Here is a 13,558-nt window from a genome sequence, read left to right as displayed (position 1 = left end):
ATACAAGGATGATAGGATCAAGTTAGATGCATATGTAGTATTTACAATGTAAAAGTAGCTCTTATGTATTCAAGTGTTTAACGACTATTTTTATCTTCATCGATATCGATCATCGTCTTAATCGCCCACTCATTATGATCTAGCAACTGTTTAAATAAATTATATAATTCATTATATTTGCTGTTCGCTATTCGCGATTTAATAATGAAAACAAGTAACAGAATAGATAAGATGCAAATGATGATCAACAAAAATGTTAACATTTACCTACTCCTTTTCAAGAGATACAGATTAATAATACCCCAATAGATATTGTAATAATCGCATAATATCATGTAAAATGAATGTTTCGAAAAAAATTATTGGGAAAATATTATTCTGTTGAGGAGGAGGATTATATGATTCGTATAATGGCAATGGATGGAACAGGTGAACTACATTTTCCAGATCAGATTAATGATCTATTACAACAAACATGGAATTGGTATTGGGTTGATTTCTCAAAACCGACACCTGAAGAAGCAAAGAAACTAGAGCGATTCTCTTTTCATCCATTGGCTGTGAAAGATTGCTTTTATTACTTTCAAAAACCGAAACTTGACTACTATGATCAGTATCAATTTTTAGTGCTTAATGCATTTGATGTGGATTATCAAGTACATGAAGTTGATCTTTTTTTTAGTCACCGTTTTGTGGTGACTTATCATTTTGAACAACATAATGAAATCGATACAGTTTGGGAACGTATCGCCAATCATAACATTGGAGGTTTACGAGAAAGAGGACCAGCTGGAATTACATATAAAATCATTGATAAACTAGTTGATAGTTATTTTCCTACTGTGCAAAACATAGAGCATCAATTAGTACAGTATGAAAATGATCTTTTTGATCATCCAGATGCCTCAAATCGTTTTGTACGAGATATTTTTAAAATGCGTAAGCACCTGCTGGATTTGCGTTTAGCTATTTTGCCAATGCGTGATCTTTTGTATCGGATCGTTAATTCAAGACATATACACTTGGGCAACGAAAAATACTACTATTTACATATACATGAACATTTGGAAAAACTATCGCAATCTATTGAATCAAGTACCAATATGGCTTCTGATATTCGCGACCATTATATGTCTGTCAATTCGCATCGCTTGAATAAGCATATGATGATCTTAACAATCATAACAGTGATCTTCATGCCACTCACATTTATCGCTGGCATCTATGGGATGAATTTTAAATTCATGCCCGAACTTGAATGGAGGTATGGATACTTTGTAGTAATAGGAGTAATGGTCACTATTGCAATATTACTTACAATAAACTATAGAGGTTTTTTCACTAAAGATGATATATGATTCAAACATTGATTTAGAATCATTACAGTTTGTCTATGAGGAGAATCTAGGTATTCAGTGATTCAGGAATAGGTTATTGTTCAGTTTGAGGAACTTGTAGGATTGGATTAAACTAGGTCAGAGGAGAAATCCCCTGACCTTAGTTTGATTAAATCAATGTTAACCAGGGGGGTCGCCAATAATAGATTTAGTCATTAAAGTACACCTCCTATTGTTCTTCATCCAATAATAAGTTAAACCTGAATAATTCCGCCATATACATATTGAATTTCTCTTCATCTCTATGTTCCCAAAGCTTGGTCAATTTAGTTAGAATTTGGCTTGCTTTATAGTAAAGAGAATGATTTTTAGCAACTGATAATGCTTGTAGAAAGATATCGGACGCTTTACTAATATCATGTTGAGCTAAATGACATACCCCTAATTCTGTTAAACTTTGGGCATACCTAACTACATCAGGAGATTTTTGTCCGATTTCGACTGCAACTTTTAGGTATGATTGAGCTTTTTCAAATTGTTTTTTTTTCATGTATAGAATTCCGATTTGTGTAAACGTAGTGATAAAGAGATATTTTTTTGCGATTTGATTTTTCAAGTTTAAACCTTCAAGGAAACATTTTTCAGCATTGTTTAATTGATTTAGTTTTAGATAGATACTACCAAGTGTAGTAATTAGCTCTAGTGTTCTTTCAGGAGATTTATTTAGCGTGCTAATTTCAAGTCCTTTTTTAGCCGTATAGATAGCATCGTCAAATCGTTTCATTTTAAATAGAAGTTTTGCTCTCATCTCATAAGTGTTTAAAACTACATCTAAATAATCTATCTGATCTAGGCATTTCCACAACTCTTTTACAGTTTGATATGCATCTTGGATTCTATTAAGTTTTTCCAAATAGAGCACTTGGCAGATTTTAAGAGTATAGAGGATATGGTATCTTTCTCCATCTGGATTAAAACAACTGATTCCTAGTTCGGTATATTGTAAAGCATTTTTTAAATTGCCATAGTAAAAGAAGTTTATACGACCTAAGTCATTATAGCAAATAGAAGCGATGTTTGATTTGCCAATCTGAGGATATTTGTCAACAAACTCAATCGTTCTCAAGAAGTTTTTTCGTGCTTGTTCCCATTGATTTTTATAATAATATGCCCTGCCCTTTAAATAGAATATCATAGCTTCCAGTTCTCGGAATCCACTTAAATTAAATTTTTTTAACTCAGTTAAGCCTTCATCTGGATTACCTTGTTCAATGAGTCTTTCAATAAACCATAATTCCTCCTCTTTTTCCAATTTTAATTTTCTCTCTTGTTGAGAGAGTTGATTATAGTCACTAATATTCAATTTAAGCTTATGAACGCAATAATATTCTATTTTTTGATGGCTGACTATTGGCACTCCTCTTTCGATATTACTAATGGTGGAAACAGAGATTTGTTCATCCTCTAACTCCTCCATCGTAAATCCAAGTTCTTTTCTTTTTCTTCTACACATATTCCCTAATTCTTTTAAATTGATTTGATCAAACATCCCTAAAACACCCCACATCTCGCTTATTTCTTAATAATAGCTAAAAAAAATAAAAAAAAATAGGGTAAATACTTATGAAAATCAATTTTTTATTACATGCGAGATTGAAAAATAAAAATTATTAATTATTGATAAATTATGATCATAATTTCATAATTAAAGTATAGAGTAAGTAACTTCAAGGATAGTATACATCTTGGAATATTGTTCAGGAGATAAAATAACAAACTTAGTAAAAATAAAAAACTGAATAAAATATTAGGAGGCGATAATTACGGCATGATGATTATTGCAGATAATATGTGGTTTAAAGGATAAATCCTACTATTTATTAGAAAGTAAACGATCATTGCTTAGTCACAGACATGTAACAGTTTCGATCGACGGAGGGGTGATTTTGAAATGTGGAAGAGATTTATAAAAAAGGAGCTACTCAAATGAAAAGAACTAGGGAGTACTTACAAGAGAAAAGTATTCATAGGAAATATATGACATCAAATCAGGAAAAAGCTCCACTATCCATATCGGTAAATTGGACAGAAATAATTCGAGTGGCTGCTCAAGCTTATAGAAAAAACAGCTTGATGAGTCGAAAGGAGCAGGATAAAAACAATGGATATGAGATAGAATCAGAAATTAAAAAAATACCTATAAAAAAAGGGGTTCGAGAGGAATTAGAAAGAGAAGCAGTGACAGCACATAGTTTTGACCGACGAGTGTTGCCACCACCACTCTACAAAAAAACATTTCCACCTTATCATACACCCATTCAGTAGAGCTTTTCAATTTATCATTTCTCAGCTTTAAAAAGAAAAGTTGTGTAGTAGGTGATTTCGATGAAAAGAAAGTTAACTTTGTGGGTGAATGATGAAGAGAAACGTGTATTGATGCAAGCTTTACGGATGCATCAACAATCACTAGTATCAGCAATCACAAATACAGAATTCCAAAGAGAAATAATCAGACTGGAGCTAGGGATTACTACAGAATTACTAGATAAAGTGGAAAGGCAAGAAATGCAAGGCACTCTACCCACGATTTTGAAATTATCCGGAATGTCAAAATTCAATGATTGGAAACAGGATTTTTGTGAACTACAAAAAGGAGCCACGACTGCAATCATCGCCTGTGGCACTAGTGGAGAACGGATAACAGTTAATTATGATTCAATAGATCAAGCTTTCTCCATTGTAGTAGATGGAATTTTAGAGATGAAAAACCAACATATGGGTTTTGTTCTCCGTCGATTTAAGGAACTAGTGAAAGAATAAGGTATATGAACGACGACTTTGGATGGGAAGTTTGTAGATGAGAATATACAGTTACTTGCTAACTGAGTGAAGTCGACTCCAAAAAAGAGGAGAGAAAAAGTCTTCTCTTGGAAGAAAGAATATGGACAAAATGACGTATAAAACAAGTTTGTATCAGATAGATTAAGAGATCGGAATCAGAAAGTGAACATTATCATGCTTTATTGCTGCAAAAAATTCATTTTCTGCTTGTCGTGAATTACAGATTAGAGGAATTGAATATGCAACAAGTACTAGTGAACTGGATGAATGAAGCATTAAAAGCTAAGAGCGAACTAATTCAAGACTTAATACAGATTCTACAGATTAGAAGTGTTTATGATAATTCCTTAAGTACTCCTCTTGCCCCATTTGGATTAGAAATTGCAGAAGCGCTTTCATATATGTTGATGCTGGGAGAACGTGATGGATTTATCACGAAAAATGTGGACGGATATGCGGGTCACATCGAAATGGGTGTTGGGAAGGAATTGATCGGCGTTTTGGGGCATGTTGATGTCGTTTCTTCTGGGGACGCACCTTGGACTTTTCCACCATTTGCTCCTGAAATTCGTGATGGAAAGCTATATGCTCGTGGCGCGATTGATGATAAGGGGCCTTTAATGGCAGCTTAATATGCAATGAAAATTATTAAGGAATTGAACCTACCGCTCAATAAAAGAGTTCGTTTGATTATTGGTAAAGATGAAGAGCGACAATGGAGATGTATCAATCACTATTTTCAATATGAAGAGATGCCTATGATGGGTTTTACCCCTGATGCAGATTTTTCCATCATTATTGGAGAAAAGGGCGTATTAACTTTAGCGTTTACAGGATATATCAAGGAAACATCTTCTACAGAATTTGCTTGGAGACTAGTAGAATTCTCATCAGGTCAAGAATCAAATAAAGTACCTGATTTAGCAATAGCTCAGATTGAAGGTGAAGGAGATACAATAAAAGAATTATTCCAATCATTCCTATTAGAAAATCAATTACTCGGTTATGTGGAAGAATTGGATACAAGTTTTCAATTGATTTTACATGGAGTCTCTCACCATGTATCAGATCCACACAGGGGTTTAAATGCAGCATTACTATTGAGCAAATTTTTACAACAGCTTTCATTAGAGGCACAAGGATCACAGTATATAGAAATGTTAAATCAGTATTTTACAGACAGCTTCTTTGGTGAAAAATTAGAGATAGCTGTTACAGAAGAGATACTAGGTCGTCTCACAGTAAATGTAGGGATTTGCCGGTATCATCGGTATGGGGAAGCGTCTTTGACGTTGAACTGTCGTTACCCAATGGGTGTGAATCCAGATGAATTAAAAAATTATATCGCAGAACGTTTAGCTCCATATCAGTTGAAATTAACAAGTGTTGAACATATACCCTCCATTATGTAAATCAAGAGCATGAATTGGTTCAGAAATTAGCACATGTTTATGAGGAGCAAATGCAACAACCCGCCCAATTATTGACAACAGGTGGAGCTACGTATGCCCGTGCGATTGATGTAGGTGTAGCTTTTGAACCTATATTCCCGGGCAAGTTGAAGTCTGCTCATCAACAAGATGAACATGTGGAGATCGATGACTTAATTCGGGCTATCGCTTTATATACACAAGCGATTTATGAATTAGCCAATTAAAGGACGTGCTGCTGATGATCAATTCAATGCTAGCAAAGCAAGCTCTATCAATTAGGCAGCTTAAAAAGCAACTAGAAAAAGAAAATAAGGAAGGTTGTCCTTTTTATAATAAGGTCGGAAATTTAGCTTGTAAAGATGGCTCTTGTTATCCTAAAGAAGAGGCGGTCGAAAAAATGTAATCTTAATTTTAAACTTCGTTTGTATTTCGACCTATGATGGATGTGACAAAGTGTTCAGAGTACGTTATTACGCTTTTTAGCAAATGAATTAGTGTGATAGCGAGAAATGGACAAAAGACACTTCACACACCATCGTTATCTCATACTCCTATAATTTGGGGGAGGGGGCTCCCCCAATTATCTAATCAATATTGAAGAATATAATTCATCGCAGCTCCTGCCTATCTTCACTCTGTGTTTTGATCATTCACAATAATATTTACACAGCAGAAAACAAAAACTATTATGTATATATGGGCTCCATTATAGGCTCCAAAAAACTAGGAAGTGATTGAAATGAATAATATCGCAGTAGCCGCAAAATGCGCGTTGGTATCAGACAATGAAAAAGTACTCATCTTACAAAAGACACCAGAGGAAATGAAGGGTGACGCATCAAAAAGTAGTTACGATTTACCTGGGGGTCGTATTAAGTATGGTGAAGAAATTGAAGTAGCGTTAAGACGTGAATTAGAGGAAGAAACAGGGGTGTTATGTGATGACTTTGAACTAAAGACTGCTTGGTCTGTGATGCGACCTGATGGAGTGCAACTGCATATTCTCTTGTATAAGGCGGATTACAATAGTCAACCAATTCATCTTAGCTCTGAACATGATGGATATCAATGGGTCGGATTGGAGGATGAAAGGATATCAACAATGCCAAGTTGGATCACACAGGCCGTAACCAAAGTGATGAAATGAATGACAATCTTACCATAGGCTTTTTAAATGGTAAATTCCTATTAGGATCGGAGCATAGACTCTCTATATTTCATGGCAACTGTAGAGTTAAGGATGGGAAAATTATTAGTTTTGATCAAGATTCTACAGGATACGATTTAATGGTCGATTTAAAAGGGAGTTTGGTAACACCGAGTCTAATCAATGCACATATTCATTTGGGTGAGACCTTGTTTCAGGGATTAAAGGGTAAATGGAATCTGGAGCAGTATTTAATGCTTGCCGATTATTGGAATGCTTCACTAGCTAGTAAGAAAAGTGAAGCATGGTTTCACTCTGCAAATGCGACAGCAAACGAAATGATAAGATACGGAACGAGTGTTTTCTGTGCTGCAAGAAGCAGTGAAATAGCAAGTCGTTATGGTATGAAGGCTTTTTCGGGTTATCCCTTAATGGAATCAAAAAAGCTAAGCTCGTTTTTAATTGACGGTTTTCAAAAATATGTTGAGTTTTCAAAAATTGCTAATGAATTAGGCAGCCAACCAGGAGTTTTCCTCCACTCACTTTATTCAAATGGTAAATCCACGCTAGAACTTGCACGCAAATGCTTATCTTATGGTACTAACTTCTTAACGGTCCATGTAGCTGAAACACTCGAGTCATGTAAAAAAGTAAAAGATAAATGGGGAAGATCCGACATTGATATACTTCAACATTATGGAATGCTAAATGAAGATACAATTTTGGTACATGGAGGATATTGCTCGTTAGAGGAATTAAAAGTGATCTCAAGTATGGGCTCTAAGGTTGTATTATGCCCAGTATCTAATCATCGTTTGGGGACAAGGTGTTTAAACCCAACTGACCTAGAAAACGAAAGGATCAAGTGGTGTCTCGGAACAGATGGGCTTGCTACAGGTATCAGCGCAGATTTATTTCAACACATGAGGTTTATGAAAAGAATGTTTCCTGATCTAGCTGAATGGAAATTATGGTCAGCAATCACCTATTGGGCTGCACAGGTATTAGGGATAGAGAACTCGAATGGAAAACTAGATGTAGGTTACAATGCTGATCTGTGCGTTTTTCAAACAGAAACACCTGATTCAGTCGAAACGATTCTTCGATGGCTCGTCTTTCAAAAACGTAAACCGCTATGCCTTTATATAAGTGGTAACAGAATTAACAGCAAAAATATAGAAATTCCTTCTGTTTACAGACCATTACAACCATTAACGACAGACATACTATCCCGATGGAATTAAATATAGCTTGACGAAGGTCAACTATAAAATGGGTGGGATGAGATTTTGGGGAAGCTAATCGTTTTAGAGGGAATTTGTGGAAGTGGTAAAACGACACTATCAAACAAATTGATTTCAGAGTTAACAAAGAGGGATGTACCCTGTATTTATAATCATGGGGCTTTTACTTACAGTAAAATAGGCAGATCATTCAAAGAAATAGCGAGTGATTATCCCATTGCTAAAAGAACAATCTATTATATATCCGATCTTTTGCAGGATTACTACAACGTCATAAAACCTCATCTGGCAAATGATTACGTTATTATTCAGGATCGATACATTGATTCAATTTGGGTATATAACGAATGTATAGGAATGATTGATGGTCAGGATTACGCGGTGATGGAGATATTCGATCATTTTCAGTCGTTTGGTTTACTGCCACAACCGGATTCTGTTATTTTTTGCTATTGTGAAACTAAGGAAATCATCAAGAGATTAACCTCTAAGCCTGATTCAAATATTCATTCAATGTATCTAAATCAGCCAGAATTCATTGGAATGATGCAGACAAAATATACAGAAGCACTTTCTAAAAGACAAGGGTTAATAAAAATAGACACTAGTGAACATTATAATGTGACCTCTCTAGTTGATAGAATTCTCCTTTAAAAAGTGATGTGAGTAATGGATATATTGCTTTGAAAAATAGAGGAGGTAACGTGTTTATGTATTCGGTCACTTTGATTAATTTGCCCACTTCCTCCATACGAAAGCCTGCTGAACATAGTGGTTTAGCATCGTTACATGCGTATCTTACTTCAAAGGGAATTGATGCTTCCATTATTGATGCTTATGCAAACAATATTGATATCGAAACGTGTTGGTCATTGATTAAAAGAAGGATCAATAGTCATCCACAAATGATTGTTGGTTTCACTCCTTTTGTTACGTCAGTAAATGAATTGGTTGTGCTTGGTGAAAGGATTAAAAAGTACTACCCTGATGTATTTGTAATCGTAGGTGGACACTTTGCTACCTTTCATAAAGAATATTTATTAGATGAATTCCCTTGGTTGGATGCTGTAGTTGTTGGAGAAGGAGAACAATCTTTATATGAATATTCCACCTCACCCTCTGATGATACACCAGGTGTGTTAAAACGAAATACCCCGTTTATTCCTCGTCCACGAATTAGAAATTTAGACACTCTACCCTATCAAACTCGTTATATATCTCCAGAAAAATTGAAAGATGAACCTTTAAGTCTTGTAACTGGTAGAGGCTGTTATGCAGCATGTACCTTTTGTAGTATACCCACATTTTACCGTAATAATAGTGGGCCAGCTCAATCCGCTCGTTCTGTAGCTCATCTTCTGGGCGAGATTAAAACATTAATTAATAAGTATCAAAAGAATTCTTTCAAGATTGTAGATGATAATTTCTTTAGAGTTACCGATAAGAATGACCAGTTTCTGGTTGATTTAGTTGCAGAGATAAAAAAGCTGGATATAGACCTAATCTTTCGGCTTTCGGCAAGACCAAATGATATAACAGAGAAGAGGGCTAAACTCTTAAAAGAAATGGGAACCAACGTAGTAGCAATTGGAGGAGAATCAGCCCATGAAGATTCGCTTGTATTATTTAATAAGAGATTAACTGTTGCAGATTCGAGGCGTGCAGCCAACATTCTAAAGGAAAATGGCATTACCACATTAATGAACTTCATTACGTTTGATCCGATATTAGATATTTCTGGGCTAAAATTAAATCTTGAATTTATTAAAGAGCATATGAATTTTTGTGTTTTTCATCGGATTAATTCTCATTTATGGTTACGTTCTACTGACCCGATTCTACAAAAATTATTAGAATTGGGCTTAGTCACAGGTGATACAAATTCATTCCCTTATGTTCCATATAGATATAAGTGTTCAGAAGTGTACTTAATCAAAAAGTACTTTGACTACTATTGTGCTAAAAATATGAGAGATTATTATGCTGTGGTTGAAACATTGATGGCTCCTAATGAACTACCAACACCAGAAAAGTGGGAAAAGTACCATGAATTTATGATTCAAGATACAAGTATGTTAGAACAGTTGATTAAAAATTGTGAGGAAGGTGTTCTAGAAGAAACTGATGTTATCACTGAAGAGCTATTCGAAGATTTGAGATTGTTCGTTTAGTAATGACAGAAGAACAGTAAAATAAATTCATCTGGGGAAGTGGTCATTAGTGGACAAGAATACAATGATAGACCCCATGGAGCATTATAAACGGAATGTAGGACCAATCGAACACGATGAACTTGATGAATGTGAAATTGATATTGAAAATATTGGTTGGACTTTAGGCAATGATTGTCCGTACCGTTGTAAACATTGCTATTCCATGTCAGCTAGAAAAAAAGGAATGGATTTTTCTCCAGAAATTGTAGACCGTGTCATAGATCAAGTATACAAAAATGGAGCAAAGACGATTAATCTGGGTGGAAATGAGCCGTTATATACAAATGGAATTAACCCAAAAAACTCATTACTTCCTTATATCATCAGGAGACTTACTGAGAAAGGAATAGATGTTGGGCTGACTACTTCAGGTATAACTCTCACTTATCTTGCAAAATATCACCCAGAAGAATTTATGTTGTTGAATGATATTGATATTAGCATCGATTCTCCGTATGAAGAAGAACATAATGAAAATCGTGGAGCAAACATTTTCCCCATTGCCACTAAGGCTTTGGAGCTTTGCCGTGATCATGATAAGGATTTTACAATCGTAACTTGTGCAATGAGCTGGAATTTTACTGAAGATCGAATCAGAGCCCTTGTTGACATGGCTAGAAAATATGGATCAAATGTAAGGATTAATCCCTTTAAACCGATTGAGAGCAAACATATGGCTACGAAGCTTGAACCTGATCAATACTATCAAGGCTTCTCACTGTTAATGAGTTTATGTGACAATTTGGATATGACAGAGCCAACATTAGCTGGTATTACAAAACTAAAACAATCGAAGCGGTGTCCATGTGGTAGAAAATCGTTTCGAATACATTCTATTACTCCAGATGGGAAAATTCCTGTGTCTCCCTGTGTGTATTTACATGATTACAAAGTAGGAAATTTAGTTGAGGATGAGTTATACGATATCATTCGTTCACCTCAATTTAAGACATTTAGAAGGAGAAATAAACATCCAGAATACATTTCTGGTTGTGAGGGATGTGAAATTCTTTCTATATGTGGAGGAGGATGTGCTGCGCGTTCCTATTTATATAATTTGCATCAAAATGGAGGGCGCTCTCTTTTTTCAAGAGATCCTTATTGCCCGAAAACCATTAATCCTGAGACTGTTTTTCCTGTAAATCCTAATATGCCGGATGATGTACATCTTGTTCATCAGGATTACTTATGTACTTGGATTGGACGACCTAAAAATAATATGTAAGTCTGTATAAAAACTGTGAAGTTTGAATATAAGAAATCGGACTGAGTTATCCACAATCACCTGTGGATAACTTTTTTATTAATAGAGTTAGGCAATAGATATTATGAGAGAATTAATTTGCTTTTTGTCTTCCCCATTGATGAAAGAAAGGGCTTCGAATAAAACCTCGCTTGCTTATTCCACGAGATTTGACTACACAAGGGATGGGATCAAGATACATAAATTCTTGGTCTTCCCCAATCTTATTTTGATCAATTAGTTGCCTAAAACGAAAACGTTCGGTAGGAGGTGGAAATTCCATAATTCCAGCGGGTACACCATCTGTAATAGAAAGAGATAATTTATAGAATTAAAGTGCAAGTCATAAAGATAGAATAATTTTTCAGGGAGGAAATGAAATGGATTTTCTATCAAATTCAAGTGAAGGTCGTTATGAAAGGAATGTGCTGGACTTCCTAAAACCTCTTAAAAGGAAATCTGGTTTGGAACTTCCTAGCAAGAAACAAATAACAAAAGAGATAATGGAGAGCGTCTTGGGGAAGAGTCTCTATTATCTCAAATCTAAGTAACACAGTTATCATATACTAACGAAGCAGAAAATTACAAATCGAAGGGTTGCTCTTTACCTTTTTTAGCAAGGGGCTTGGAGTTGAGGATTCATTGAAAAGGAAATTAACAATATGGGTTACTGAGGATGAGCAGCGAATTTTGGAACAGGCTCTGAAGGAGCATCAACAGAGATTAGCTTCATCTATAACAAGTTCGGATTTTCAGCGAAAAGTCATTAGTGAAGAGCTTGGAATGACAGCAGAACTACTGGAACAGGTGGAAAAGAGACAACACCTGATTGCTTTGCCCACAATTACAAGGCTTCAGGAACTCTGGGGTAGAGACGATTGTAAGAAGAGTTTTTGTGAACTTAAAAAAGGTGATATTGCTGCAATTGTGGCATATTCACCCTCTGGCGAGCATCCAAGTTGATTATGACAAAGAAGATTGTGCATTTCGCATAACTGTTGATGGGATTTTAAAGATGAAGAATCAGGAAATAACACTAGTTTTGAATAGATTCACAAATATTGTGAGGGGTTAAGTAATCATTTAGTTCTGGGTAGAGAGATTGGGAATAACGGACGGGAACGCATAGTGGGCGGGAGACAGAAATTCCTCTGTCACGGCGGGTAAAGGTGCATAAGAGTTGTCCATAGCGAGTTTGAAGACAGTCGTTGAAGCAAGAACTCCATTCGGCCTACATGGGGCTGGTCGAGTGGTGATTAATGGGTTTTCAAAATCTGTTTCACTACAATATTCTCACAAATCCTATTAGGGGGAATATCCCCCTCTTTTAATCCATCTAAGTTACTCTTTTAAATCCATTTTGTTGATTGATCTTCATCATAGGATAATTTGATTCATCAACTTCTGTAACCATCTTTAACAAACCTTCAGACCTACAATAATCTATTGAAAGGTTTTTCAAATAAGAAGCTATGCCATACCCTCTATATCTCTTCTTAACAACGGTTAAACCGCACTTTGCAACTTTCTTCTCTTTATCAATTGTAATACTACAAAGTCCAATCCATTCTCCTTTATATGTGGCAAGAAACTGAGTTTTATTATTCTTCCAGTAATGACCAAAAATCTTTTTGGAAAATTGATCAAATGTCTCAAAAATACCATTCTGACCTGGATCATCTATTACGCCTTCTTTTACCAGTTCATAGAGTTTTTTTCTAGTCTCTGGAGTGTCGTTAACGTTTGAAAGTTTGATAAACTCAACGCCATCAAGTGTAATAGCATCAGAAAGAACAGTGCTTTTATTACTACCGTCTAGAAGATATTCATATTTAATCATATTCATGGTAGTTTTCCCCTTAATTTGAAAAAAATATTATGAGAATCTTAGCATTTATTTGTCCATTTATGCAAGAGTTAAATTTTCTTTGAAAGGAGGTGATAAATATGACTCGTGAAAAGAAAGAATTCATTATCTCTCAAATTCGTGAAGAAATGAAAGATGCAGTCAGTTTCACTCGTAATCTTTCGGAGCAATGGGATCATGGTGGGAAAGATGATGATGATAAAAAGTAAATCTTATGAGTAATGTGGGAGTTT

The 13,558-nt window shown here is 35.2% G+C and carries 18 protein-coding genes; 15 read left to right on the top strand and 3 right to left on the bottom strand.

Going from position 1 to position 13,558, the window contains the following annotated elements; all coding sequences use genetic code 11:
• Nucleotides 1-77: 77 nt before the first annotated feature.
• Nucleotides 78-263 carry a hypothetical protein gene (locus tag BUB71_RS14745; RefSeq protein WP_073156294.1) on the bottom strand — a complete coding sequence of 62 codons (186 nt, stop codon included), beginning with the start codon at nucleotides 261-263 and terminating at the stop codon, nucleotides 78-80.
• Between the two features lie 135 nt (nucleotides 264-398).
• Here BUB71_RS14745 and corA point away from each other — a divergent pair, with 135 nt between their 5' ends.
• On the top strand, nucleotides 399-1,358 hold the full coding sequence (corA, locus tag BUB71_RS14740) for a magnesium/cobalt transporter CorA (protein WP_073156289.1): 960 nt from the start codon (nucleotides 399-401) through the stop codon (nucleotides 1,356-1,358).
• 208 nt (nucleotides 1,359-1,566) lie between these two features.
• On the opposite strand, the gene BUB71_RS14735 is transcribed toward corA, so the two are convergent.
• Entirely contained in the window at nucleotides 1,567-2,886 is a 1,320-nt protein-coding gene (locus BUB71_RS14735; protein WP_175552391.1) for a tetratricopeptide repeat protein, read from the bottom strand.
• Between the two features lie 437 nt (nucleotides 2,887-3,323).
• Here BUB71_RS14735 and BUB71_RS14730 point away from each other — a divergent pair, with 437 nt between their 5' ends.
• The 13 genes from BUB71_RS14730 (at nucleotide 3,324) to BUB71_RS14685 (ending at nucleotide 12,421) form a co-directional block, all read left to right on the top strand.
• Nucleotides 3,324-3,662 carry a hypothetical protein gene (locus BUB71_RS14730; protein WP_139279135.1) on the top strand — a complete coding sequence of 113 codons (339 nt, stop codon included), beginning with the start codon at nucleotides 3,324-3,326 and terminating at the stop codon, nucleotides 3,660-3,662.
• Between the two features lie 60 nt (nucleotides 3,663-3,722).
• Nucleotides 3,723-4,157 (top strand): hypothetical protein, encoded by a 435-nt coding sequence (locus BUB71_RS14725; RefSeq protein ID WP_073156279.1) that lies wholly within the window; start codon nucleotides 3,723-3,725, stop codon nucleotides 4,155-4,157.
• 260 nt (nucleotides 4,158-4,417) lie between these two features.
• Complete coding sequence (locus tag BUB71_RS20060; RefSeq protein ID WP_245815656.1) at nucleotides 4,418-4,810, top strand: M20/M25/M40 family metallo-hydrolase; 393 nt, start codon at nucleotides 4,418-4,420, stop codon at nucleotides 4,808-4,810.
• 6 nt (nucleotides 4,811-4,816) lie between these two features.
• On the top strand, nucleotides 4,817-5,590 hold the full coding sequence (locus BUB71_RS20055; protein WP_245815654.1) for a peptidase dimerization domain-containing protein: 774 nt from the start codon (nucleotides 4,817-4,819) through the stop codon (nucleotides 5,588-5,590).
• A 14-nt stretch (nucleotides 5,591-5,604) separates the two neighbouring features.
• Complete coding sequence (locus tag BUB71_RS20050) at nucleotides 5,605-5,835, top strand: M20/M25/M40 family metallo-hydrolase (protein WP_245815652.1); 231 nt, start codon at nucleotides 5,605-5,607, stop codon at nucleotides 5,833-5,835.
• 14 nt (nucleotides 5,836-5,849) lie between these two features.
• Nucleotides 5,850-6,014 (top strand): hypothetical protein, encoded by a 165-nt coding sequence (locus tag BUB71_RS19710; RefSeq protein WP_175552390.1) that lies wholly within the window; start codon nucleotides 5,850-5,852, stop codon nucleotides 6,012-6,014.
• A gap of 336 nt (nucleotides 6,015-6,350) precedes the next feature.
• The gene (locus tag BUB71_RS14715; RefSeq protein WP_073156275.1) at nucleotides 6,351-6,758 is read left to right on the top strand and encodes an NUDIX domain-containing protein; all 408 of its coding nucleotides are present in this window, start codon (nucleotides 6,351-6,353) and stop codon (nucleotides 6,756-6,758) included.
• Nucleotides 6,722-8,002: an amidohydrolase family protein gene (locus BUB71_RS14710; RefSeq protein WP_175552389.1), complete on the top strand. Its 1,281-nt coding sequence runs from the start codon at nucleotides 6,722-6,724 to the stop codon at nucleotides 8,000-8,002. The genes BUB71_RS14715 and BUB71_RS14710 overlap by 37 nt, the downstream gene beginning before the upstream one ends.
• A 45-nt stretch (nucleotides 8,003-8,047) precedes the next feature.
• Nucleotides 8,048-8,656, top strand: a complete 609-nt coding sequence (locus BUB71_RS14705; protein WP_073156267.1) for a dTMP kinase — start codon at nucleotides 8,048-8,050, stop codon at nucleotides 8,654-8,656.
• Nucleotides 8,657-8,712: 56 nt separating this feature from the next.
• Complete coding sequence (locus tag BUB71_RS14700; protein WP_073156264.1) at nucleotides 8,713-10,173, top strand: B12-binding domain-containing radical SAM protein; 1,461 nt, start codon at nucleotides 8,713-8,715, stop codon at nucleotides 10,171-10,173.
• A 49-nt stretch (nucleotides 10,174-10,222) separates the two neighbouring features.
• On the top strand, nucleotides 10,223-11,440 hold the full coding sequence (locus tag BUB71_RS14695; RefSeq protein ID WP_217653560.1) for a radical SAM/SPASM domain-containing protein: 1,218 nt from the start codon (nucleotides 10,223-10,225) through the stop codon (nucleotides 11,438-11,440).
• Nucleotides 11,441-11,838: 398 nt separating this feature from the next.
• On the top strand, nucleotides 11,839-12,009 hold the full coding sequence (locus tag BUB71_RS19705) for a hypothetical protein (protein ID WP_175552388.1): 171 nt from the start codon (nucleotides 11,839-11,841) through the stop codon (nucleotides 12,007-12,009).
• 91 nt (nucleotides 12,010-12,100) lie between these two features.
• Nucleotides 12,101-12,421 carry a hypothetical protein gene (locus BUB71_RS14685; protein WP_073156256.1) on the top strand — a complete coding sequence of 107 codons (321 nt, stop codon included), beginning with the start codon at nucleotides 12,101-12,103 and terminating at the stop codon, nucleotides 12,419-12,421.
• A 373-nt stretch (nucleotides 12,422-12,794) separates the two neighbouring features.
• Here the strand turns inward: BUB71_RS14685 and BUB71_RS14680 are convergent, their stop codons facing one another.
• Nucleotides 12,795-13,304, bottom strand: a complete 510-nt coding sequence (locus BUB71_RS14680) for a GNAT family N-acetyltransferase (protein ID WP_073156253.1) — start codon at nucleotides 13,302-13,304, stop codon at nucleotides 12,795-12,797.
• A gap of 101 nt (nucleotides 13,305-13,405) precedes the next feature.
• Between BUB71_RS14680 and BUB71_RS20235 the strand changes: the two genes are divergently transcribed.
• The gene (locus BUB71_RS20235) at nucleotides 13,406-13,534 is read left to right on the top strand and encodes a hypothetical protein (RefSeq protein WP_281248214.1); all 129 of its coding nucleotides are present in this window, start codon (nucleotides 13,406-13,408) and stop codon (nucleotides 13,532-13,534) included.
• Nucleotides 13,535-13,558 lie beyond the last annotated feature (24 nt).

The organism is Seinonella peptonophila (genome assembly GCF_900129355.1).
GTDB lineage: Bacteria > Bacillota > Bacilli > Thermoactinomycetales > Thermoactinomycetaceae > Seinonella > Seinonella peptonophila.
This window is presented reverse-complemented; position numbering and strand designations above follow the sequence as displayed.

Coding starts and splice junctions, on each gene's coding strand:
- BUB71_RS14745 (WP_073156294.1), bottom strand. CDS start 263: ATGTTAACATTTTTGTTGATCATCATTTGCATCTTATCTATTCTGTTA.
- corA (WP_073156289.1), top strand. CDS start 399: ATGATTCGTATAATGGCAATGGATGGAACAGGTGAACTACATTTTCCA.
- BUB71_RS14735 (WP_175552391.1), bottom strand. CDS start 2,886: ATGTTTGATCAAATCAATTTAAAAGAATTAGGGAATATGTGTAGAAGA.
- BUB71_RS14730 (WP_139279135.1), top strand. CDS start 3,324: ATGAAAAGAACTAGGGAGTACTTACAAGAGAAAAGTATTCATAGGAAA.
- BUB71_RS14725 (WP_073156279.1), top strand. CDS start 3,723: ATGAAAAGAAAGTTAACTTTGTGGGTGAATGATGAAGAGAAACGTGTA.
- BUB71_RS20060 (WP_245815656.1), top strand. CDS start 4,418: ATGCAACAAGTACTAGTGAACTGGATGAATGAAGCATTAAAAGCTAAG.
- BUB71_RS20055 (WP_245815654.1), top strand. CDS start 4,817: ATGAAAATTATTAAGGAATTGAACCTACCGCTCAATAAAAGAGTTCGT.
- BUB71_RS19710 (WP_175552390.1), top strand. CDS start 5,850: ATGATCAATTCAATGCTAGCAAAGCAAGCTCTATCAATTAGGCAGCTT.
- BUB71_RS14715 (WP_073156275.1), top strand. CDS start 6,351: ATGAATAATATCGCAGTAGCCGCAAAATGCGCGTTGGTATCAGACAAT.
- BUB71_RS14700 (WP_073156264.1), top strand. CDS start 8,713: ATGTATTCGGTCACTTTGATTAATTTGCCCACTTCCTCCATACGAAAG.
- BUB71_RS19705 (WP_175552388.1), top strand. CDS start 11,839: ATGGATTTTCTATCAAATTCAAGTGAAGGTCGTTATGAAAGGAATGTG.
- BUB71_RS14680 (WP_073156253.1), bottom strand. CDS start 13,304: ATGAATATGATTAAATATGAATATCTTCTAGACGGTAGTAATAAAAGC.
- BUB71_RS20235 (WP_281248214.1), top strand. CDS start 13,406: ATGACTCGTGAAAAGAAAGAATTCATTATCTCTCAAATTCGTGAAGAA.